Annotated in this window: 21 protein-coding genes; 14 read left to right on the top strand and 7 right to left on the bottom strand. The window is 64.1% G+C overall.

All coding sequences use genetic code 11. The features are described from left to right. The first annotated feature begins 38 nt into the window (after positions 1 to 38). A complete protein-coding gene (locus AC07VL_RS03075; protein ID WP_494804577.1) occupies positions 39 to 818 on the top strand; it encodes an enoyl-CoA hydratase in 780 nt (259 codons plus the stop codon). On the opposite strand, the gene AC07VL_RS03070 is transcribed toward AC07VL_RS03075, so the two are convergent. Then, positions 815 to 1,414, bottom strand: coding sequence for a TetR/AcrR family transcriptional regulator (locus tag AC07VL_RS03070; protein ID WP_494804576.1), 600 nt, complete (start codon positions 1,412 to 1,414; stop codon positions 815 to 817). The genes AC07VL_RS03075 and AC07VL_RS03070 overlap by 4 nt on opposite strands. A 41-nt stretch (positions 1,415 to 1,455) precedes the next feature. Here AC07VL_RS03070 and AC07VL_RS03065 point away from each other — a divergent pair, with 41 nt between their 5' ends. After that, on the top strand, positions 1,456 to 2,010 hold the full coding sequence (locus AC07VL_RS03065; RefSeq protein ID WP_494804575.1) for a dihydrofolate reductase family protein: 555 nt from the start codon (positions 1,456 to 1,458) through the stop codon (positions 2,008 to 2,010). On the opposite strand, the gene AC07VL_RS03060 is transcribed toward AC07VL_RS03065, so the two are convergent. Next, positions 1,980 to 2,783 (bottom strand): metallophosphoesterase family protein, encoded by an 804-nt coding sequence (locus AC07VL_RS03060; protein WP_494804574.1) that lies wholly within the window; start codon positions 2,781 to 2,783, stop codon positions 1,980 to 1,982. The genes AC07VL_RS03065 and AC07VL_RS03060 overlap by 31 nt on opposite strands. 137 nt (positions 2,784 to 2,920) lie before the next feature. Here AC07VL_RS03060 and bla point away from each other — a divergent pair, with 137 nt between their 5' ends. From bla to AC07VL_RS03045, 3 genes are all read left to right on the top strand, one after another. Next, on the top strand, positions 2,921 to 3,877 hold the full coding sequence (gene bla, locus AC07VL_RS03055; protein WP_494804573.1) for a subclass B3 metallo-beta-lactamase: 957 nt from the start codon (positions 2,921 to 2,923) through the stop codon (positions 3,875 to 3,877). Positions 3,878 to 4,157: 280 nt separating this feature from the next. Next, on the top strand, positions 4,158 to 5,366 hold the full coding sequence (locus tag AC07VL_RS03050) for an RtcB family protein (protein ID WP_494804572.1): 1,209 nt from the start codon (positions 4,158 to 4,160) through the stop codon (positions 5,364 to 5,366). A gap of 11 nt (positions 5,367 to 5,377) precedes the next feature. Beyond that, the gene (locus tag AC07VL_RS03045) at positions 5,378 to 5,551 is read left to right on the top strand and encodes a hypothetical protein (protein WP_436553578.1); all 174 of its coding nucleotides are present in this window, start codon (positions 5,378 to 5,380) and stop codon (positions 5,549 to 5,551) included. On the opposite strand, the gene AC07VL_RS03040 is transcribed toward AC07VL_RS03045, so the two are convergent. Together AC07VL_RS03040 and AC07VL_RS03035 are read right to left on the bottom strand one after the other, a co-directional pair. Next, positions 5,548 to 6,351 carry a metallophosphoesterase family protein gene (locus AC07VL_RS03040; protein WP_494804571.1) on the bottom strand — a complete coding sequence of 268 codons (804 nt, stop codon included), beginning with the start codon at positions 6,349 to 6,351 and terminating at the stop codon, positions 5,548 to 5,550. The two genes, AC07VL_RS03045 and AC07VL_RS03040, sit on opposite strands and share 4 nt — an antisense overlap. A 47-nt stretch (positions 6,352 to 6,398) precedes the next feature. Continuing rightward, on the bottom strand, positions 6,399 to 7,304 hold the full coding sequence (locus tag AC07VL_RS03035) for a LysR family transcriptional regulator (protein ID WP_494804570.1): 906 nt from the start codon (positions 7,302 to 7,304) through the stop codon (positions 6,399 to 6,401). 119 nt (positions 7,305 to 7,423) lie between these two features. On the opposite strand from AC07VL_RS03035, the gene AC07VL_RS03030 reads away from it, so the two are divergent. Next, the gene (locus AC07VL_RS03030) at positions 7,424 to 8,290 is read left to right on the top strand and encodes a pirin family protein (protein ID WP_494804569.1); all 867 of its coding nucleotides are present in this window, start codon (positions 7,424 to 7,426) and stop codon (positions 8,288 to 8,290) included. Positions 8,291 to 8,385: 95 nt separating this feature from the next. Then, positions 8,386 to 9,087, top strand: coding sequence for an isochorismatase family protein (locus tag AC07VL_RS03025; protein ID WP_494804568.1), 702 nt, complete (start codon positions 8,386 to 8,388; stop codon positions 9,085 to 9,087). A 4-nt stretch (positions 9,088 to 9,091) separates the two neighbouring features. Here AC07VL_RS03025 and AC07VL_RS03020 read toward each other — a convergent pair whose 3' ends face one another. Beyond that, positions 9,092 to 9,847, bottom strand: coding sequence for a substrate-binding periplasmic protein (locus tag AC07VL_RS03020; protein WP_494804567.1), 756 nt, complete (start codon positions 9,845 to 9,847; stop codon positions 9,092 to 9,094). Positions 9,848 to 10,085: 238 nt separating this feature from the next. On the opposite strand from AC07VL_RS03020, the gene AC07VL_RS03015 reads away from it, so the two are divergent. From AC07VL_RS03015 to AC07VL_RS03005, 3 genes are all read left to right on the top strand, one after another. Next, on the top strand, positions 10,086 to 10,847 hold the full coding sequence (locus AC07VL_RS03015; RefSeq protein WP_494804566.1) for a PEP-CTERM sorting domain-containing protein: 762 nt from the start codon (positions 10,086 to 10,088) through the stop codon (positions 10,845 to 10,847). Between the two features lie 80 nt (positions 10,848 to 10,927). Beyond that, complete coding sequence (pnuC, locus tag AC07VL_RS03010; RefSeq protein WP_494804565.1) at positions 10,928 to 11,530, top strand: nicotinamide riboside transporter PnuC; 603 nt, start codon at positions 10,928 to 10,930, stop codon at positions 11,528 to 11,530. Between the two features lie 325 nt (positions 11,531 to 11,855). Next, on the top strand, positions 11,856 to 14,414 hold the full coding sequence (locus tag AC07VL_RS03005) for a TonB-dependent receptor (protein WP_494804564.1): 2,559 nt from the start codon (positions 11,856 to 11,858) through the stop codon (positions 14,412 to 14,414). Here AC07VL_RS03005 and AC07VL_RS03000 read toward each other — a convergent pair. Next, the gene (locus tag AC07VL_RS03000; protein ID WP_494804563.1) at positions 14,411 to 15,217 is read right to left on the bottom strand and encodes a response regulator transcription factor; all 807 of its coding nucleotides are present in this window, start codon (positions 15,215 to 15,217) and stop codon (positions 14,411 to 14,413) included. The two genes, AC07VL_RS03005 and AC07VL_RS03000, sit on opposite strands and share 4 nt — an antisense overlap. A gap of 348 nt (positions 15,218 to 15,565) precedes the next feature. On the opposite strand from AC07VL_RS03000, the gene AC07VL_RS02995 reads away from it, so the two are divergent. The 4 genes from AC07VL_RS02995 (at position 15,566) to AC07VL_RS02980 (ending at position 20,254) form a co-directional block, all read left to right on the top strand. Beyond that, on the top strand, positions 15,566 to 16,096 hold the full coding sequence (locus AC07VL_RS02995; protein WP_494804562.1) for a Csu type fimbrial protein: 531 nt from the start codon (positions 15,566 to 15,568) through the stop codon (positions 16,094 to 16,096). Between the two features lie 12 nt (positions 16,097 to 16,108). Then, positions 16,109 to 16,837, top strand: coding sequence for a fimbrial biogenesis chaperone (locus AC07VL_RS02990; RefSeq protein ID WP_494804561.1), 729 nt, complete (start codon positions 16,109 to 16,111; stop codon positions 16,835 to 16,837). A gap of 64 nt (positions 16,838 to 16,901) precedes the next feature. Continuing rightward, positions 16,902 to 19,247: a fimbria/pilus outer membrane usher protein gene (locus AC07VL_RS02985; protein WP_494804560.1), complete on the top strand. Its 2,346-nt coding sequence runs from the start codon at positions 16,902 to 16,904 to the stop codon at positions 19,245 to 19,247. Continuing rightward, on the top strand, positions 19,247 to 20,254 hold the full coding sequence (locus tag AC07VL_RS02980) for a Csu type fimbrial protein (RefSeq protein ID WP_494804559.1): 1,008 nt from the start codon (positions 19,247 to 19,249) through the stop codon (positions 20,252 to 20,254). The genes AC07VL_RS02985 and AC07VL_RS02980 overlap by 1 nt, the downstream gene beginning before the upstream one ends. Here AC07VL_RS02980 and AC07VL_RS02975 read toward each other — a convergent pair. Continuing rightward, positions 20,251 to 20,478, bottom strand: a complete 228-nt coding sequence (locus tag AC07VL_RS02975) for a hypothetical protein (protein ID WP_494804558.1) — start codon at positions 20,476 to 20,478, stop codon at positions 20,251 to 20,253. The genes AC07VL_RS02980 and AC07VL_RS02975 overlap by 4 nt on opposite strands. Positions 20,479 to 20,544 lie beyond the last annotated feature (66 nt).

The raw sequence follows: 20,544 nt of genomic DNA, 5'->3' as shown, positions 1-20,544 counted from the left end.
GGGGATACCTCGGCGCCCTTTATCTTTTTGGAGACGACATGGATATTTTGTGCAGCAAGAGCGAGGGCATCCTGACCCTGGAATTCAACCGCCTGGAACGCAAGAATGCGATCACGGGCGCCATGTACCAGACCCTGGCCGATGCGCTGGTGGCGGCGGAGACGGACGACGCCGTGCGCGCCATCCTGATCTGCGGCAAGCGCGAGATTTTCACGGCCGGCAACGACCTCGATGATTTCATGAAGACGGCGCGCCCGGCCGATGGCTCGCTCGACCATGACCGTCCCGTGTTCCAGTTCATGCGCGCCCTGTACGGCAGCAGCAAGCCCGTGGTGGCGGCCGTCTCCGGCCCCGCCATCGGCATCGGCACCACCTTGCTCATGCACTGCGACCTGGTGTATGCGGCCGACAACGCCAGCTTCTCGATGCCATTCACGCAGCTGGGCCTGTGCCCGGAATTCGGTTCCAGCCTGCTGCTCACGCAACTGGCCGGCTACCCGCGCGCGGCGGAAAAGCTGATGCTGGGCGAGTCCTTCCCCGCACAGGAAGCGCTGGAAATGGGCCTCGTGTCGAAAGTCGTGCCCCTGTACGACCTGATGACGTTCGCCCAAGGCCAGGCCGCCAAGCTGGTAGCCCTGCCGGCCGCCTCCATCCGCGCCACCAAGCGCCTGATGAAGCAAAGCCGCATGGAGCCGATGAAGGCGGCCATCGCCGACGAAAACAAGCTGTTCAGCGCCATGCTGGGCGGCGCCGAGGCGAAGGAAGCGTTTACGGCCTTCTTCCAGAAGCGCAAGCCGGATTTCAAGCAGTTCAATTAAGCGCTTGCTTCAATACTGGCCTGCATGCCGGACAGGATCAGGGAAACCGAGGCGTGCCAGTGCGTCTCGCCCACCGGCCTGCCGGCCAGCGCATAGCCATGCAGGAAATCGACGAGTGCATCGCGCCCGCGCAAGCGGGTTTTCCTGTCCAGCGCCAGGCCATTGACGGCCAGCCCGAACAGCGCCGTAAACCGTTCGGCCACGTCGGCCTGCGTGACCAGCCCGCGCGCCATCAGGCGCACGAAATACGGTGTCGTGCTGACCAGTTCCAGGTACAGCGCGCACAGCGCGAGCAGGCGCCGCTGCGGCGTTTGGCGCCGCGTAAACGGCGGCTGCCGCGGATCGAGCGCGGCAAAACGCTGCGCCATCAAGGCCAGCAGCAATTCCTCTTTCCCCGCGTAATAGTGATACAGGGCCATGGCGTCGACGCCCAGGCGCTGCGCCAGCGCGCGCATGGAAAATGCTTCGCCTTGCTCTTCCAGCAGGGCCAGGGCCGCCTGCAGGATGCTGGCGCTGTCCAGCGCGGGCGCGACGCGGCGTGGACGCCCGGCGCGCCGCACGGGATTTGCAATGGCTTGAAGTTTTGTGGAGTTCATGGGCATAATTCTACACCGTAGAATTAATTGGAAGGCACATCATGCAAAAACCGTTCGTCAGCGTTTTTCTCGGCACCAGCATCGATGGCTGCATCGCGGGAGAAGACGGCGACCTGTCCTGGCTGGCCGAGCTGGCGCCAGACTCGCCCGAGGCCACCGGCTACACGGCCTTGATGGCGCAGGTCGATACCTTGCTGATCGGCCGCACCACGTATGACGCCGTGCTGGACTTCGAACCATGGCCGTATGCGGGCAAGCGCGTGGTGGTATTGAGCCACCGCGACTTCGCGCCGCGCCATGGCGAAGAGCGCCGCGAAGGCAGCGTGGCAGCGGTGCTGGCGCAGCTGGCGGCCGAGGGCTGCCGCCACGTCTACCTCGATGGCGGCGCCGTCATCCGCGCCGGCTTGCGCGAAGGCGTCATCGACAGCCTCACCTTGTCCGTGCTGCCCGTGGTGCTGGGCAAGGGCGTGCGCCTGTTCGAGGACGGCCTGCCGCGCAGCGACTGGCGCCTGGAAGGCACGCGCCAGCTGCCCAGCGGCGTGGTGCAGCTGCGTTACGGAAAACGTCAAGCTATGGTGGCCAGTTCGACGATGTAGCCCGGGTCGTAATGTTCATTCTCCGGCATGCCATCGGGCCGCCTGTAGCCGCAGGGGTTGCAGACGACGCGGCATGCCTCGATGCGATAGTCGAGCGAGGCATGCATGTGGCCATGCACCCACAGGTCGGCCTGGGCTACCAGCTCGTCCAGCTGCGAGGCGAAGGCGGGCGAACCGAGGTTCGTTGCGTATTGCTCTTCCACCGACAGCATCGACGGCGCCATGTGCGTGATGACCACCGTCCTGCCATCGAAGGGCTGCGCCAGCTGCCGCTCCAGCCAGGCCTTGTGCCGCGCGTGCAGCTGCGCCGTGTCGGCCGCGCACAGGAGGCGCGGCGCAGCGCCGCCCGTGCTGATGCGCTTGTAGTCGGGCATGTAGGTTTGCGCCGCCTGCATGGCTTCTTCCTGGCGCTCGGCACCGAAGAGCAAAAAATCCGTCCACAGCGTAAGGCCGAGGAAACGTACGCCGTCGAGCACCACGGCGTCGCCATCGAGCAGGCGGATGTTGGCGCCATGGGCATTGGCGCTGGCGCAGGCGTCGCGCACGGCGTCCTGCATGTGTTCCAGCTGGTGCCCATAGCCCTCGTGATTGCCGTGCACGTACAGCACGGGCAGGGCGCCGAAAGTGCGCGCGGCCCAGGCGATGGCGTTGCTGCCCGTGTCGATGTCGCCGGCCAGGATCACCGCGTCGGGGCGGCTGGCGGCAAGGTCGATGGCGGGGGTGTCGTCACCCCAGACTTCCAGGTGCAGGTCGGACAGGATCAGCAAACGCATGGCAATAGGGCGGCTGGGCGCGCGGCAGTGGATGGACCTCTATCGTAGCGCATGTCGCCGCACTGGCCTGCTTGACCGCGCACGGCTGGCGACGTTACCCTGTAGCATCGTTTACCGCCACTCACCTCTGGAGCCGCATGCCGCCATTCTTCCTTCCCAAGACCTTGTTGAGTATCGCCCTGGCCATCGTATCGCTGCCATCCCTTGCGCTGGCGGCCGCGCCGGCCCTTGACCCCCTGACGCAGCCGATCGCCTCGCCGTACGCGGCGCAGTGGAACCGCCCGCAGCAGCCGGCGCGCATCCATGGCGACACGTATTACGTGGGCGTGGGCGGCTTGAGCGTGGCGCTGATCCACACGCGCGATGGCCTGATCCTGATCGACGGCGCGCTGCCGCAATCGGTGGCCGCCATCGAGGAGCATATCCTCGAACTGGGTTTTCGCGTGGAGGACATCAAGTTCATCCTGAATACGGAAGCGCATTTCGACCATTCGGGCGGCATCGCCGCGCTGGCGCGCGACAGCGGCGCGCAAGTCATCGCCAGCCCGCTGGGGGCGCAGGCGCTGCGCGCGGGCAGGGTGCTCGACACGGACCCGCAAGCGGGCGAAATCGATGCCATGCCGGCCGTGGCCAATGTGCGCGAGATTGCGGACGGCGAAACCCTGCAGCTGGGCGGTGTCACGGTGACGGCGCGCTACACGCCGGGCCACACGCCGGGCAGCACCAGCTGGACCTGGATGTCGTGCGAGGATGCCGAGGGCAGCGATTGCCTGAACGTGGTGTTCGGCGCCAGCCTCACGCCGGTGGCGGCCGATCATTTTCACTTCATCGGCGACGGGGCACATGGTGACATGACGCCAGCTTTCCGCCGCACCATGCAGGACTTTGCCCGACTGCCGTGCGACATTCTGATTTCGGCCCACCCGGACCATTCCGGCGCCGATGAAAAACTCAGGCGCCTGCTGGAAGGCGCCACGCCGAATCCCTTCATCGATGCGCAGGCATGCCGCGACTATGCGGCCAAAAATGAAGCCAAGCTCGATGCGCGCATTGCCAAGGAAAAAGCTGCGGCCGGCGAGGCTGCGGAAAAATGACAATATTGGCGCATGCGCCATGAAAAGCGGTTGACGCACTGCAGCATACGGTGCAGAATCGGCAACCGCAGTTCAGATTAACCAGACAAAGAAAGGATACCCATGTTCGAGCAGGCTGGCAGCAAATTAATCTACCACTAGCCCCGTGCATGACGCTCGGGGCCATCGGCAGCATTGCCGATCCCGAGCCGGTGTCCTTCAAAACCCCGGTGAGGAAACTCGCCGGGGTTTTTTGGTTTACCAGGACCCCGGCATAACGACAATACCAAGGAATACCGTTATGCCCATTCATCAAACATTGCGCGGCGCCCATGTGCCCGTGCATATTTTTACCGACGATATCGACGCGCAGGCGCTGCGCCAGCTGCACCATATCGCCAGCCTGCCCATCGTTTATCCGCACGTGGCGGCCATGCCCGACGTGCATGCCGGCATCGGCGCCACCGTCGGCAGCGTGATTCCCACGCGCGGCGCCGTCATCCCGGCCGCCGTGGGCGTCGACATCGGCTGCGGCATGAACGCCGTGCGCACGACCCTGACGGCAAGCGAGCTGCCTGACAACCTGGCGCGCCTGCGCAGCGCCATCGAAGCGGAGATTCCCGTCGGCTTCGAGCAGCACGACTGGAGCCGCGTGCAGGGTTCGCGCCATGCGCGCGCCGCGCGGCCCCTTGCCGGGCGCCTGGCGCACATCGTCGAGCGCCACCGCGGCATCGCCAAGATGCTGCGCCAGTTCGAGCGCACGTGGATCTGCCAGGCGGGCACCCTTGGCGGCGGCAATCACTTCATTGAAATCTGCCTCGACGAGGAGCAGCGCGTGTGGGTCATGCTGCATTCGGGCTCGCGCGGCATCGGCAACGCCATCGGCCGCTATTTCATCGCCGCCGCGCAGAAGGACATGCGGCGCCACCAGCTGCAGCTGCCGGATGCCGATCTGGCGTATCTGAGCGAAGGCTCCGCGGTGTTCGACGACTACGTGGAGGCGGTGGACTGGGCGCAGGATTACGCGCTGCTCAACCGCGGCGAGATGATGCGCCGCGTGCTCGACGTGCTGGCGAAGTTCGCGCCGCCGTTCCGGCTCGACGGGGAAGCCATCAACTGCCACCACAACTACATCGCGCGCGAAACGCACGGCAACGAGGATTTGTATGTGACGCGCAAGGGCGCCATCTCGGCACGGCAGGGGGAGCTGGGCATCATCCCCGGCAGCATGGGCGCGCGCAGCTTCATCGTGCGCGGCAAGGGCAAGCCGGAATCGTTCTGTTCCTGCTCGCACGGGGCGGGGCGCAGCATGAGCCGCAGCGAGGCGAAGCGCCGCTTCAACCGCTTCGACCTGGCCGAGCAGACGGCCGGCATCGAATGCCGCAAGGATGGCGGCGTGGTCGACGAGATCCCTGCCGCCTATAAAAACATCGACGCGGTCATGGCGCACCAGGGCGACCTGGTGGAAGTGGTGCATACCCTGCGCCAGGTCGTCTGCATCAAGGGCTGAAAGGAGAGGACATGAAAATCAAAGTGAAAGCCACGCCCAAGCCGCGCAACCCGCTGGTGGCGGCCGCCAGGCTGCGCGGCGGCGCCGGTGCTCACCAGTCGGAAGCGTCGCCGCGCGCGGCGCGCCGGGCCGGCAAGCATCGCTTGCAACAATGGCTGGCGGGACGGCTCAAGCCTGACGATTAGCGGGGCGGTAGCTCGACGATGAAGTTCGGATCAAAGTCGGGATTTTGCGGCGCGCCGCTGCGCGTCCTGTAGCCGCACGGATTGCTGACCACGCGGCAGGATCCGATGCGGTAGTCGCGCGAGGCGTGGATGTGGCCGTGCACCCACAGGTCCGCCTGCGCGGCCAGTTCGTCCAGGCGCGAAGCGTAGGCGGGCGCGCATCCTTCGCTGCCGTAGGCATCGTCGACCGATTGCAGCGACGGCGCCATGTGGCTAATGACGACTGTATGGCCATCGAAGGGCTGCGCCAGTTCGCGCGCCAGCCAGGCTTTTTGCTGCGCGTGGAACATGGCCGTGTCGGCCGCGCGCAGCTTGCGAAAGCCCATGCCGGCCAGGCGGATGCGCTTGTAGTCGTTCATGACGGCTTCCGCGTCGCGCATGGCCGCCTGCCGCGTATCGTCGCCCAGCAGGCGGAAATCCGTCCACAGGGTGGCGCCCAGGAAGCGCAGCTTACCGCCGCCGGGGTCTTTCATGATGTGCGCATTCGCATCGAGAAAATGCACGTTGGGCGTGGCGGCGCAGGCCGCGCGCAGCTCCTGGCGCACCTTGTCCAGGTGGTGGCCGTAGCCCTCGTGGTTGCCGTGCACGTACAGCACGGGCAGTCCCGCAAAGGCGGTGGCGGCCCAGGCGACGGCACGGCTGCCCGTGTCGATGTCGCCGGCCAGGATCACGGCGTCGGGACAACTGAGCGCAAGGTCGCCTTGCGGTGCCTCGTCGCGCCATAACTCGTGATGCAGGTCCGACAGGATCAATAAACGCATGCGGTTGTCCAGGCGCAGGGAGAGACCGTCATCCTACCTGAAATGGCTCACTCTTCCTGCAGCGCGGCAAAGCCCTGCGCCAGGTGGTCGATCAGCAGGCGCACGGCCGGCAGCAGGCCGCGCCGCGAGGGGAAGACGGCGTGGATGATTTCGCGCTGCGGCCGCCATTGCTCCATCAGCGGCAGCAGGCTGCCGTTGGCCACCTGCTCGACGATCAGCATGGTCGGCAGCTGCACCACGCCCACGCCGGCCACGGCCGCGTCGCGCAGGGCCAGCATGTCGCCCGTGACGAAGCGCGGCACGTGGCGCAGCTGGGCGCGCGCGCCATCGGGGCCATACAAGTCCCACTGGTAGTGCTGCTGCGGCGCACCGAGGGCTAGGCTGGGCCAGTCCGCCAGGTCGGCCGGCGCCTTCGGTACGGGCGCGCCGGCGAACAGCCGGGGGCTGCCCACCATGCACTGGCTGCGCTCGGCCAGCACGCGCAGCACCAGGTCGCTGTCGGGTAGCGGCGGCGGACGCACGCGGATGGCCACGTCGATGCCTTCGGCCACCAGGTCGACGCGGCGGTTGGTCGCTTCCAGCAGCACCGTCACCTGGGGATGGTCGCACATGAAGCTGGCCAGCATGGGCGCCACCAGGGAATGCAGCAGGGCGATGGGACAGGACAGGCGCACCGTGCCGCGTGGCGCGGCGCGCGTCAGTTCGATCGCTTCCTGTGCCGCCTCCGCTTCCACCAGCATGGCCTTGCAATGCTCGTAAAACGACTGTCCCACGTCGGTGACGGAAAAGTGCCGCGTCGTGCGCTGCAGCAGGCGCACGCCCAGGCGCTCTTCCAGCAGGGCGATGCGTCGGCTCAGTCTGGATTTCGGCATGCCCAGCGCGCGCCCGGCCGGCGCGAAGCCGCCATGGTCCACTACCTGCACAAAGTAATACAAGTCATTCAAATCCTGCATGCCGCCTCCTTGACCGTTCTATTTTTGGAACGCTGATGGCGAATTTTACCATCTATCGCCTTCATCGTTGCAAGCGTATTCTGTCTCCATCGTAATGCACACCCCAACAGGAGATCGAGATGAACAAAATTACCGGTATCTACAGCGCACCCCGCCAGCATTGGGTTGGCGACGGTTTTCCCGTGCGCTCGATGTTTTCGTATAACGGCCATGGCAGGCAGCTGAGTCCCTTCCTGCTGCTCGACTATGCCGGCCCCGCCGAGTTTGCGCCCGGCACGCGTCCGCCCGGCGTCGGTTCGCATCCGCACCGGGGCTTTGAAACGGTGACCATCGTCTACAAGGGCGAAGTGGCGCACCGCGATTCGACGGGCCAGGGCGGCGTGATCGGCCCCGGCGACGTGCAGTGGATGACGGCCGGTGCCGGCATCCTGCATGAAGAGTTCCACTCGCCGGCCTTCACGCAGTCGGGCGGCACTTTGGAAATGGTGCAGCTGTGGGTGAACCTGCCGGCAAAAGACAAGATGACGGCGCCCGGCTACCAGGCCATCACCGGCGACACCATTCCCACGGTGGCGCTGCCCGATGGCGCCGGCTCCGTGCGCGTCATCGCCGGCGATTTCGCCGGCCAGCATGGCCCGGCCCGCACCTTCTCGCCGATGCAGGTGTGGGACATGCGCCTGGCCCAGGGCAAGGTCACGGAGCTGCCCGTGACCAGGGGCTGGAGCACGGCGCTGGTCGTCCTGCACGGCACGGTGCTGGTGAACGGCGAGAGCGTGGTGCGCGAAGCGCAGATGGCGCTGTTCGAGCGCGATGGCGACAGCATCACCATCGAGGCGAACAACGACGCCGTGGTACTGCTGCTGAGCGGCGAGCCGATCGAGGAACCCATCGTCGGCCATGGTCCCTTCGTCATGAATACCGAAGCGGAAATCGTGCAGGCGTTCGAGGATTTCAACAGCGGCCGCTTCGCCCGCATCGAGAAGTAATTTGTGCAGCAGGCAGTAAGCAACAACCCATGCCGCATCCCGCGGCATGGGCATACCTACGGCGCCGCCGGAAGGCGCCATTTCAGGAGACCACCATGAGCACCCCCGCCAATTTCAACGGTTTGCCCCCGATGATCGATCCCGACGACGCCGTCATGCTGCTGATCGACCACCAGAGCGGCCTGTTCCAGCTGGTGCGCGACATCGAGCAGCACGTGCTGCGCGGCCATGTCACGGCACTGGCCAAGCTGTCGCGCCTGGCCAATATGCCGACGTTTACCACCGCCTCCGTGCCGGACGGCCCGAACGGCCCCCTGATCCCGGAAATCCACCATTTCAACCCGGACGCCGTCTACATCCCGCGCACGGGCCAGATCAATGCCTGGGACAATCCGGCCTGGGTCGAGGCCATCGAAAAGACGGGCCGCAAGACCTTGCTCATCGCCGGCACCCTCACCAGCGTGTGCATGGCCTTCCCCACCATCAGCGCGCTGGCGGCCGGCTACAAGGTGTTTGCCATCATCGATGCGTCTGGCAACTGGTCGAAGATGGCCACCGACATCACCATGGCGCGCGTGGCGCAGGCCGGCGCCGTGCCGATCGATACCTATGCCGTGCTGGCCGAGGTGATGAGCACCTGGAACCGCGCCGACGCGATGGAGTTCGCCGCCATCATGACGGACCATATCGTGCCGCCATACCGCGCGCTGATCGAAAGCTACGACAAGGCGCAGGGCGTGCAACAGCATGGCCGCGAGACGAAGCTGGAAATCCTCGAGGCGGCCGGCAAGGGCTGAAGCGTCAAGGCGCGTCGTAGCGGGCGCGTATTACCGCCAGCGCGCCGTGCTGTTCCAGGCGGGTGATGGCGGTGTTCAGGCGCGCCAGGTCGGCGGCGCTGGTGCTGCGCGCATTGAGCATCAGGTGCACGGGCGCGCGCAGGACGAAAAAGGGCAGGGCGGTCAGGGCGACGCCCTGCAGGCGCGCTTCGTGGCGCACGGCCAGCACGTCACCCATCAGCAGGTCGGCGCGGCCCGCGTCGAGCATGCGCACGCCCTGCTGGAAGCTGCCGAAGGCATTCAGGCGGCCGCCCTGTTCCAGCATCGGCCGCGCCGCCGCATACTGCGCGCCATACCAGCCCACTTTCGGCGCCAGCAGGGTCGCCTTGCCGCGCGCCAGCTGCGCGAAGCTGGCGGCGGGGCGTAGGCCGGCGGCATTGCCCGGTTTGCTGAACAAACCCACGGCCTCGTCGCGGTAGGCGACGGAAAAGCGGGCATACGATAGCCGTTCGGGCGTCTCGGAGGCGGCCAGCATCAGGTCCAGCTTCCCTTGCTGGAACAGCAGTTCGCGCCGCGCCGTGGGCAGTTCCGGCAAGGTGACCAGGGTGCAGCGCGCTTCCTTGAAGATGGCTTGCAGCAATTCCAGATCCAGGCCCGTATGGCGCCCCTGGGCATCGCGGTAGACGTACGGCGGCCACTGCTCGAGCGCCATCGTCATGCGGCACGCGGCGGCGGGCAGGGCAGCTACGCCGAGCATTGCCGCAAACAGGAGATCGCGCATGCGCATACGGTGCATCCTAGAGTTTCAACTTGATATTCAATTTGCCAGAACCGCCGCGGAAGTCAAGCATGGTATCCATTTTTCCCCATGCCGTGGACTGTCCCCGATGGCCGCGCGCAGGACGCATCGGCAGCGCACGATGGCATTTTCCTCATAAAAATATATATTTGATAATATTAAAAAACAGTGGTTTAATTATCTTGTTGCTAATTTTGGCAGCTTCCACTTCGAGGAATATATGGCCCATCAATTGTCCGCCCTGGCTGCCGTCCTGGTTTTTTCCCTCTCATCGAGCGCATTTGCCGGTACCACGATAGCAACGCAAGGTTTTACGATTGGAGCTGACTGGGGCGGGAGCCTCAAGTTGATCTCCGATAGCAACAATGTCGCCAAGTTCGACCTGACGAATATCGCCGGACTCAACTATTCGTTAACGGAGACGTATTCCTCGTCGGTTGGAGACGGGAAACTGGATTTTTTTGATGTCAGCGCACGCGATGGCTATCGCGTGATCAGCGTCGAGTATAGCGGCGTGATCAGCGGCGCATTGATACCGGCACCGGATTACCCCGACAGCTGGCCTTATTCGTATTGGGGGGGCAGCGCCACAAACAATTCGCAGGCATATTTTGGTACCTACGGGGAAAACACGGATCCGTCGAATAATGCGCAAAAAAAGATCTTTTTCAACGATCTGAATGGAACTGTGCCGTTTTCCCTGAAAAATAGCACAGAGCTGCTGCCGCAAACGTTTAAGGTCTGGCTTGAGGTCTATGCTTGGGCTTCGGTGACGCCAGGTGGCGGGCAATGGTTTCCTGGACAAGGCGATGATGGTTACTATTCCTGGACGACACCATCGACTGCCAATCTGGGCATTATCAAACCCGTCCTGACGCTGACCTATTCCCCGCTCTCGGCCGTACCGGAACCATCCACGTATGCGATGCTGCTTGCGGGCCTGGGCCTGTGTGGCATCGCGTACCGTCGCCGGGCAGGCTGATACGGCGCGTGTGATGCGGGGGAGCAAATCGGCTATAGTGGCGCGGTGCATCCATCCACCGCCCCGCAAAGGACCACCGCTTGACTCCCCCGCTCGAGATCGCCGCCAATGTGCTGATGACTGTGTCCATCATCCTGGCCGGCCGCAACAATATTCATTCCTGGTGGACCGGCATCGTCGGCTGCGTGCTGTTCGCCGTGCTGTTTTACCAGGTCAACCTGTACGCCGACGTGCTGCTGCAGCTGTTTTTCATCGTCACCTGCGTCATCGGCTGGCTGCAATGGCGGCGCGGCGCGGGCGGCCAGCCCTTGCCGATCACGCGCACGGGCTGGCGCAGCCTGGCGTGGGTGGTACCGGCAGGCATAGCGGCCGTCGTCATCTACGGCCTGCTGCTGCACCGCTGGACGAACGCGTACGCGCCTTTCATCGATTCGGCAGTGTTGGTATTTAGCATCATCGCGCAATTCCTGCTGATGAGCCGGCGCATCGAAACCTGGGCGTTCTGGCTGCTGGTCAATACCGTGGCCGTGCCCTTGTACTACAGCCGCGGCCTGCACCTGACGGCCGTGCTGTATGCCGCCTATTGGTTCAATGCGCTGCTGTCGTGGTACTGGTGGCGCGTGCAGGCGCGCCGCGCCGTGGCCGAGTCCGTAACTCCGGGCGCGGCAGTCGCCGACGCCTGATGTTGCTAAGTATCAAGTCCTTAGATCCAAATCGTATATACAATCAATTTTAAATTCGTTCACGCCATAAAGACGCCGAGATATAGTGGCCTTTCCCCGCTTACCGGTGTCTTTTATGTTGCGCTTTATCCCTTCTGCCAGTTTTTACGCCGCCCGGCACCAGCTGACCATGCAATGCATGGCGCAGTGGATGCCGATGCGTGGCCGTCCACGCATCCCGTAATTCGCTCATAAGCCTGTCTGTGTCCGCTGGCCTGCCCGGTCCGCGTGCCCCCGTTCGGCCTTTTTATCGGAAAAAGGCCCCCAATCCCAATAAGAGGAAACCATGTTCAAACCACTCGCCATCAGTCTTGCCATCGCCGCCGCCTTTCCCTCCTTCGCGCACGCCGAGGAGGAAATGCTGCGCGTCAACGTCACCGGCTCGAATATCCGCGTCAGCGAAAAAGAGGGCGCCAGCGCCGTGCAGGTCATCACCGCCAAGGAATTGAAAGCCAGCGGCAAGACCAGCGTGGCCGACGTGCTGCGTGCCATCTCCGCCAACAGCGGCAACAGCTACAACGAACAATATACGGGCAGCTTCTCGGCCGGCACCTCGGGCCTGTCGCTGCGCGGCATCGGCCAGAAAAATACCTTGATCCTCGTCAATGGCAAGCGCGTGGCCAGCTATGCGACGGCGCAAAACCTGCAGGAAACCTTCGTCGACCTGAACAGCCTGCCGATGGCGGCCGTGCAGCGCATCGAGGTGCTCAAGGATGGCGCCTCGTCCGTCTACGGTTCCGATGCCGTGGCCGGCGTGGTCAACATCATCTTGTACAAGGAATTCACGGGCACGGACATCACGGCACAGTGGGGCGGCTCGACCGAAGGCACGGGCCAGCATGAAAAGAGCGCGGCGCTGCAGACGGGCTTTGGCAAGCTGGAGGAAGACGGCTACAGCCTGGTCTTCTCGATCGACGCGCAGCAGCGCGACAAGCTGCAGCAGAGCGACGTGGCGTGGATGCGCGATGCGGATTTCCGCAACCAGCAGCGTGGCAGCCTGGGCTGGGCCATCACCAACTATGCGGGCACGGACCCGACGAAGACCTTGGGCGGCGTGCGCGGACCATTGCAACTGGTCAACTATGGCGACATCACGCCCGGCAAGACGGGGCAGGTGCTGGCGTACAACCCCTCGCCCTACAAAACCCTGATTCCCGGCATCCAGCGCGTGCACACGGCGGCGCGTGCCACCTTCAAGCTCAATGCGGACACGGAAGCGTACGTCGATTTGCTGCACAGCTATTCGCGTGCCGACCAGACCTTCAGCGCCCCCCTGACGGTCAACAATGCCACGCGCGTGTGGAACAATGCCACCCAGGCGCTCGATACCATCCCCGTGGTGCTGCCCGTGGGCCATCCGAACAATCCGGGCACGACGCCCCTGCCGTTCACGGCCACGCTGTTCGACCTGGGGCCGCGCCTGAAGCAGGACAAGGTCACGTTCTACCGCGCCCTGGCGGGGCTGAAAGGCACGCTGGCGGGCTGGGACTGGGATGCGGCCGTGGGGCACTCGAGCAGCAAGCTGGAAGAAACCGTGCAGAACTTCGTCAACCGCTACGCATTCCAGCAGGTGCTGGCCGATGGCAGCTATAACTTCTTTGATCCATCGCAAAACAGCGAAGCGGTGCGCAACCGCCTGCGCCTGTCGACCCTGCGTCCGGCCGAATCGACCTTGGACACGGTCGATTTTTCCGCCGCCAAAGACCTGTGGCAGCTGCCGGCCGGTCCGCTGGGTTTTGCCGCCGGCGCGCAATGGCGTCGCGAAAAGATGGATTCGCAAACCTCGACGGCCGTGCTGTCGGGCACCGAGCTGCGCCCGGCGATTAACATCATCAACGGCTCGCGCGACGTGTCGGCCCTGTTTGCCGAATTTAACGTCCCGGTGGTGAAAGACCTGTCCGTCAACCTGGCGGGCCGCGCCGACCATTACAGCGATTTCGGCAATGCGTTTTCGCCGAAAGCCAGCGCCCGCTACCAGGCGGCGCCGTGGCTGCTGGTGCGCGGCACCGTGTCGCGGGGCTTCCGCGCGCCGTCGCTGCCGGAAATCACGCAAAGCACGGCCGTCAGCTATGTCAGCGTGCTCGATCCGAAGGACCCTGTCACGCCCACGCAGACGCGCGGCGTGACGGCCATCACCATCGCCAACACGGCGCTGCGTCCCGAGCGTTCGAACAACCTGAACCTGGGCGTGGTGGTGTCGCCCACCAGCAGCTCGAGCATCGGCCTCGACTACTACCGCATCAAGCAGGATGGCGTGATCGGCACGGAAAGCGCCACCACCACCATCGCCAATGAAGCGTCGGCGCCGCAAAAGATCACGCGCGATGCCGATGGCCGCATCACCACCCTATACCGCCAGTACCGCAACCAGGGACAGCGCGAAGTGTCGGGCATCGACCTGGACCTGCGTCAGCGCTTCGCCGACAAGGACTGGGGCAAGCTGACCCTGGCCGGCCAGCTGAGCCGCGTGCTGCGCTTTGCGGAACCGCTGTCGGATGGCGCACCGCTGACGGACGGCGCCGGCACGAATTATTTCGGCTCCATCCCGAAATGGCGCGGCGTCACCTCGGCCACGTGGGAACAGGGCAAATGGTCGTCGACGCTGACGTGGAACTACGTGGGCAGCTACGCGCAAAGCACGCACCTGGATGAATCGGTGGCCGCCTTCAGCACCTTCGACGTCACCACCAGCTGGCAAGTCACGCCGGCGGCGAACGTCACCTTCATCGTGCAGAACCTGGCCAACAAGCGCGCGCCGTGGGATTACTCGGCGTCGGGCTTTGACTATACGCAAGCCGATCCGCGCGGCCGCTTCGCGTCGCTCAAGCTGAACTACAAGTTCTAATGCCCGTTGGCCGCCTGCCGCAGCCCTGTCTGTTCATGCAGGCGCTGGCGGTAGGCGCTGGGCGTGACGCCCATGCGTTCGCGGAAGGCGGTGGCGAAATTGCCCGCGTTGTGGAAGCCGATCAGCAGGGCGACATCCTGCACGTCGATTTCCGTCTGCTGCAGCAATTCCACGCCGCGGGCGATGCGCGCTTCGCGGATGAAGGCGAAGACCGTCATGCCCGTCTGCTCGCGGAACATCAGGGTCAGTTTTTCGCGGTAGGTGCCCACGCTGCGGGCGATTTCGGACAGGTTGGGCAGGCTGCCCAGGTTGTCGAGGATGAGCTGCTTGACGGCGTTGACGAAGACCAGGTCCGGATGCTTCTGCTGCTCGCTCACCTCGGCCACGACGGGCAGCGTACTGTTGCTTCTACGCATCAATCCCAGATGAATATGGATGCGCGCGGCCAGTTCTTCCGGTGTAAACGGTTTCGAAATGTAGTCCACGCCGCCCACCTGCAAGCCCATGATGCGCTCCTTGGCCGCATCGGCGCCGCTGAGAAAGATCACGGGAATCTGTTCCGTCTCGGGATTGGCCTTGAGCAAACGGCACGCCGTATAGCCATCCATCTCGGGCATGCGCACGTCGAGCAGGATCAGGTCCGGATGCGTGGCCAGGGCCAACTGGTAGCCCTGGTAGCCGTTGAAGGCGATGCTGAAACGGTAGGGCTGCTCGCTGAGCAACTCCATCAGCATGCGCTGCTCGAACGCGGAATCGTCCACGATCAAGATGTTTTTTCTGATGGGTTCGCTGGTCAATGGCATGGCATGGATGACTTAACCAAAAAGCAAGTTGTGGCTTATTATGCCTCGGTTTTTATTTTTTTTCTGCTTTTCTCGTGTTTCAAAAGAGCTTTCTCCGCAAGAAGAAGCGGCAATTTCCCAGATCGCTAATAATCCACTCATGCATTGATTTAAAGCAATGTCGCTTGTTAAAAAATCTGTTTTGCAAATGCGGCAAAAAAGCTGAGGCCCACCGCTTCCTGGCTCTTAGCGCTGATATTTTGTTGTCCTGGTTTGCGTGCCCAAGAAAACGCCGGCAATACCGTGACTATCCTCGATGCCCTTCATATTGACGGGCTCATTAATGATGTTCCATCATCAGGAGGTATCATGTTGCGAGTGATTTTCCCCCGCTTGATCGCTGTCGCCGGTGTCGCCATTGCCAGCACGGCATTCACGCCAGGCGTCGCCGACGCGGCCGTGTATCTGAACGGCAGCAACGCCACGACCTTTGACGTCACCCTGAAAATCATCGCCAATTGCACCATTGCGGCGGCCAATCTCGACTTTGGCCAAAGTCAGGGCGTACTGGCTACTGCCGTGAACGTCAATACGACCGTGAGTGTCACCTGCACCAATACCACGCCGTATAACGTGGGCTTGACGGCGGGCACGGGCACTGGCTCGACCGGCACCACGCGCTACCTGAGCGGTACCGGCGGCAACCTGGGGACGGTGCAATTCAATCTGTACCAGACGGCCGGCAGCACCTTATGGGGCGATACGCAAGGCACGAATACCGTCGGCGGCACCGGCAACGGCTCATCGCAGCCGATCACGGTGTATGGCAATATTCCGCCGCAGGCGACGCCGGCGCCCGATACCTACAAGTCGACCATCACGGCCACCGTTTACTTTTAAGCCAGGCGCTGCGTGAAGGCCGGTTTGACTTTCCTGATGAAAAGCGTGCTGGCGCTGCTGGCTTGCTGTGCCGCAGGCGCGAACGGCGCCAATCTGCAGATTTCGCCGGTGACGCTCAATCTGCGCGCCGCGCAGAGTGCCGCTGGCATCAACCTGCAAAACCTGGGCGACCAGCCCATCTATGGACAAGTGCGCGTGTTCGCTTGGGATCAGCGCGGTGGCGAGGAAGTCCTGGCGCCCACGCAGGAACTGGTGGCCAGTCCGCCGATCGTCGAAATCGCCGCCAACAGCCGGCAAACCATCCGCCTCGTGCGTGCCCAGGCCGGCGTCGTCGCGCAGGAGCAGACGTATCGCGTGCTCATCGATGAGGTCAGCCGCGACGATGACTCGGGCCGCAGCGGCGTCGATATCCGCCTGCGCTATTCGGTGCCCGTGTTCGTGCTGCCGGCCGGTGCGCCGGGCCGGGAAGCGCTCGACTGGCAAGTCTTTCGCGAGCAGGGCGAGTGGATGTTGCGTATCAAGAACAGTGGCAATGTCCATGCGCAGATCGGGGCGATGACGTTCACGAACCAGGCGGGCAAGGAGTTTGTCATCAGCAAGGGGCTGTTTGGTTATGTCCTGGCGGCACGCATGCGCGTTTGGCGCCTGCCCGTCGCCAGGGAGGCTGAACTGGACGGACCGTTGAGTATAGCGGTCAATGTGAACGCGAAGGCGCTCGTTGCCACGAATTCGACACCTTGAAACGGGCCGCCATGACAGGCGGGCTTGCCGCGCGTCGTGGGCATGGGCGCAAACGGGTTAAACCATGAGACGCGCACTGGCATCCTTGCTGCTGCTGTTGCTGGCCATGGCACCGGTGGCCAGGGCCGATGGACCGGCCGCCGGGATGGGCGCCGATCCGGGACCGGCCAGCTTGCCCAGCGATCCGATGGCGCCGAATGAACTGTATCTGGAGGTAACCGTGAATGCTGAATCAACCGGGCTGATCTTGCGCTTTACCCAGGTGGGCAAAGGCTTGCGCAGCAGTGTGGCGAACTTGCAGCAGCTGGGGCTGGACCCCGCGCGCCTGGTCGCACCCGGTCAGACGGACGTGGCGCTCGACGCGATTCCCGGACTCAGCTATGACTATGATGCGGCGCGCCAGAGCGTGTCGCTGCAGGTGGCGGACGACTTGCGCGCGCCATACCGCATCAGTGCGCGTACGGCGCCGCAGACGCCGCCATCGCGCGTCACGCCCGGCGCCGTCCTCAATTACGAAGCCTATGGGGAACTGGGCCAGACGCGGCGTGTCGCCGTCTTCAACGATGTGCGCTATTTCAATGACAGCGGCGTGTTCAGCAATACCGGTACCTTGAACCTGGGGACGGACCAGCGCAGGTATATGCGTTTTGATACCTTCTGGAGCCATGCCGACCCCGAGACGCTACAAACGTGGCAGGTGGGCGACCTGATTTCCTCTTCGCTCAGCTGGAGCCGCGCCGTGCGCGTGGGCGGGGTGCAGTGGCGCAAGAATTTTCAGCTGCGTCCCGACCTGCTGACGTTTCCCGTCGCGTCCGTCGATGGCACGGCGCTCGTGCCTTCGTCGCTGAGCCTGTACGTTAATGGCGTGCAGCAATATGCTGCCAGCGTGCCCAGCGGTCCATTCGTGCTGAACCAGGTGGCCGGCATCAACGGCGCCGGGCAAGCCACCATCATCACGCGCGATGCGCTGGGGCGCAGCGTGACGACCGTGCTGCCCCTGTATGTCGATACGCGCATGCTGGCTGCCGGCTTGAGCGATTACTCGGTCGAGGCGGGCGCCGTGCGGCACGACTATGGCCGCCGCCTGTTCGGCTACGAGCGGCAACTGCTTGCCAGCGCGTCCGGCCGCCATGGCGTCAGCGACAGCTTCACCATCGAAGGCCATGCGGAACTGGCTGCCGGCCTGTACCAGGCGGGCGCGGGCGCGCTGGTGCGGCTGGGGCAGGCGGGCGTGCTCAGCGGCTCGCTATCGGCCAGCGCCGGCCGGTACCGCGGCGCGCAGCTGGGCGCCGGCTACCAGTACATGGGGCCGCGCTTCAGCGTCGATGCGCAAAGCGTGCGCGCCAGCGCCGGCTTTGGCGACCTGGCCACGCGCGATGGCAGTCCCGCGGTGCGCGCGGCAGACCGCCTCACCGTGAGCTTGCCATTGCCGGCAGGAAGCAGCATCAGCAGTAGCTATATCAGTTATCGCACGCCTGGCGCGCCGCCATCGAAGCTGGCCACCCTGGGCTATTCGGCCACCCTGTTTCACGGCCTGTTCCTGAACGCCAGCCTGTTCCAGGATTTGCGGCAACGCGAAAAGCGGGGCTTTTATTTTGGCCTGAGCATGGCGTTTGACAACAATCTGGCCATCAGCACGAGCAGCAGCCGGCAAAATGGCGAAAGCGGCCGCAACATCAGCGCGCAGCGCGCGGCGGACTTCGGCGGCGGTTTTGGCTGGGGCTTGCAGGCCGGCACCGCTGGCAGCAATGCCTATCGGCAGGCGCAACTGGAATACCTGGGCAACTATGGCCGCGTGAGCGCGCGTGCGCAAAGCAGCAGCCTGGGCACTGCTTCCTCGCTGGGCGCGGCCGGCGCGCTGGTGCTGATGGATGGGCATATCGAGGCGGCGCGCCAAGTGGGCAACGGTTTTGCGCTGGTATCCACTGGCGGCGTGGGCAATATTCCTGTGCTGCATGAAAACCGCCAGATCGGCGTGACGGGCGGGAGCGGCTATCTGCTGGTGCCGAATTTGAATCCCTATGGCAATAACCAGATCAGCATCGCCACGGACGACCTCGACGTCGATGCGCGCGTGCCCGTGACCAATATCAATGTCGTGCCGCAATATCTGGCCGGCGTGCTGGCGGCCTTTCCCGTCGAACGCTACAGCGCCGCCACCGTCATCGTGCAAGGCGCCGATGGCAAGCCGCTGGCCACGGGCTTGCCCGTGCTGCATGTGCAAAGCGGCAAGCAGACGGTGGTGGGATTTGACGGCATCATTTTCGTCGACGATCTGCTCGAACAGAATCAGTTGCAGGTCGGCGAGGGCGACGGCGCGTGCACGGTGCGCTTTGCCTATGCGCGCCCGGCGGCGGGCGGCTTGCCCGTGATCGGCCCGCTACGCTGCGCTACCGGAGGAGGCCGCTGATGCGCCGCCTGCTGCCATGGCTGACCTTGCTGCTGGGCTGCGCCTGGGGCAGCGTGGCGCAGGCGGCCGATACCTGCACGGTCAGCATGACGAATATCGATTTCGGCAACGTCAGCCCGATTGCCGGCAGCGATTACGTGGCGCAGGCCACGGGCACCTTCAGTTGCCTGTTTTCATCGCTGAACCTGGGGCAGCTGCTCACGCCCAACGCGCAAGTGTGCATCTCGCTGGGGCTGGGCACGAATTCCACCTCGGCCCTGCCGCGCAAGCTGGGCAATGGCAGCAACCGCATGGAGTACAACGTGTACGTGGACAATTCGTATGCCACGGCGAAGATCTGGGGCGGCGCCGGCGTGGCGGGCGCGCCGTCGACCTTCGGCATGATCCTCTCGGCCGGCTTGCTGGCGCCGCCCGGCACGTATTCCACCACCTTTACCGTGTACGCGAAGATTCCTGCCGGCAGCGCCCTGGCCACCGTGCCGACGGTCGCCAACGCCAATACCGTCTATACCTCGAGCTTTGCCGGCCAGGGTACCTATACCTACACCACGTATGGCCTCGTCAACCTGTCTGGTTGCACGGTCAACAGCGGCAGCTTCGGTTTTACGGTGAATGCCACGGCCATCAACGATTGCACCATCACGGCCACGCCGATGGCGTTTGCCAATGCCTCCATTCTGACGGGCAATTTGCGCAGCACCAGCACCTTGTCGGTGCGCTGCGTGAATAACAATGCGTACCAGATCGCCCTCAACGGCGGCAGCGTGGCGGCCAATGTGGCGAATCGCCAAATGAAAAACATTGTAACGACGGACAAGGTCAGCTACCTGCTGTCCGCCACGCTCGATGGCCCGCTGTGGGGCGATGGGACAGCAGGCACGAGCATGGTGACGGGCACGGGCACGGGCGCCAGCGTGCCGCTGACGATCTACGGCCGCGTGCCGGCGCAGGTGTCGCCGCGTCCTGGCGACTACAAGGACACGGTGACGGCAACGATTTATTTTTAGAACGTGACGGTGACGAGGCCGGCGCCCGATGGCGTTGTCTGCTGGAGCAGCAGATAGGGCGTGTTGTGCTGGCAGCGCACCTGGGTGCCGCTGCGCTGCGAGACGACGGTGCACGCTTCGTGGACGACGAAGGTGGCCTGGAATGTGGCGGAAGAGACGGTACCGGCGGTGGTGGTCTGGCAAAGGGACATGGCGAGCAGGGCAGGCAGTACGGCAAGCTTCAAAGGAGTCCTCTCAGCGTATCGGGTGAAAAACGGGCGGAAAGCAACATTCTCTGACGCCGTTTCGCA

Source organism: Janthinobacterium sp. GW821-FHT03C08, assembly GCF_059420905.1.
Note: the sequence above shows the minus strand (reverse complement) of the source record. Positions and strands in the feature narration are given on the sequence as shown.

Coding starts and splice junctions, on each gene's coding strand:
- AC07VL_RS03030 (WP_494804569.1), top strand. CDS start 7,424: ATGAACAAAATTACCGGTATCTACAGCGCACCCCGCCAGCATTGGGTT.
- AC07VL_RS03045 (WP_436553578.1), top strand. CDS start 5,378: ATGAAAATCAAAGTGAAAGCCACGCCCAAGCCGCGCAACCCGCTGGTG.
- AC07VL_RS03035 (WP_494804570.1), bottom strand. CDS start 7,304: ATGCAGGATTTGAATGACTTGTATTACTTTGTGCAGGTAGTGGACCAT.
- AC07VL_RS03020 (WP_494804567.1), bottom strand. CDS start 9,847: ATGCGCGATCTCCTGTTTGCGGCAATGCTCGGCGTAGCTGCCCTGCCC.
- AC07VL_RS02980 (WP_494804559.1), top strand. CDS start 19,247: ATGCGCCGCCTGCTGCCATGGCTGACCTTGCTGCTGGGCTGCGCCTGG.
- AC07VL_RS03070 (WP_494804576.1), bottom strand. CDS start 1,414: ATGAACTCCACAAAACTTCAAGCCATTGCAAATCCCGTGCGGCGCGCC.
- AC07VL_RS02985 (WP_494804560.1), top strand. CDS start 16,902: ATGAGACGCGCACTGGCATCCTTGCTGCTGCTGTTGCTGGCCATGGCA.
- AC07VL_RS03005 (WP_494804564.1), top strand. CDS start 11,856: ATGTTCAAACCACTCGCCATCAGTCTTGCCATCGCCGCCGCCTTTCCC.
- AC07VL_RS03050 (WP_494804572.1), top strand. CDS start 4,158: ATGCCCATTCATCAAACATTGCGCGGCGCCCATGTGCCCGTGCATATT.
- AC07VL_RS02995 (WP_494804562.1), top strand. CDS start 15,566: ATGTTGCGAGTGATTTTCCCCCGCTTGATCGCTGTCGCCGGTGTCGCC.
- bla (WP_494804573.1), top strand. CDS start 2,921: ATGCCGCCATTCTTCCTTCCCAAGACCTTGTTGAGTATCGCCCTGGCC.
- AC07VL_RS03025 (WP_494804568.1), top strand. CDS start 8,386: ATGAGCACCCCCGCCAATTTCAACGGTTTGCCCCCGATGATCGATCCC.
- AC07VL_RS03040 (WP_494804571.1), bottom strand. CDS start 6,351: ATGCGTTTATTGATCCTGTCGGACCTGCATCACGAGTTATGGCGCGAC.
- AC07VL_RS03000 (WP_494804563.1), bottom strand. CDS start 15,217: ATGCCATTGACCAGCGAACCCATCAGAAAAAACATCTTGATCGTGGAC.
- AC07VL_RS03065 (WP_494804575.1), top strand. CDS start 1,456: ATGCAAAAACCGTTCGTCAGCGTTTTTCTCGGCACCAGCATCGATGGC.
- AC07VL_RS03015 (WP_494804566.1), top strand. CDS start 10,086: ATGGCCCATCAATTGTCCGCCCTGGCTGCCGTCCTGGTTTTTTCCCTC.
- AC07VL_RS03075 (WP_494804577.1), top strand. CDS start 39: ATGGATATTTTGTGCAGCAAGAGCGAGGGCATCCTGACCCTGGAATTC.
- AC07VL_RS03060 (WP_494804574.1), bottom strand. CDS start 2,783: ATGCGTTTGCTGATCCTGTCCGACCTGCACCTGGAAGTCTGGGGTGAC.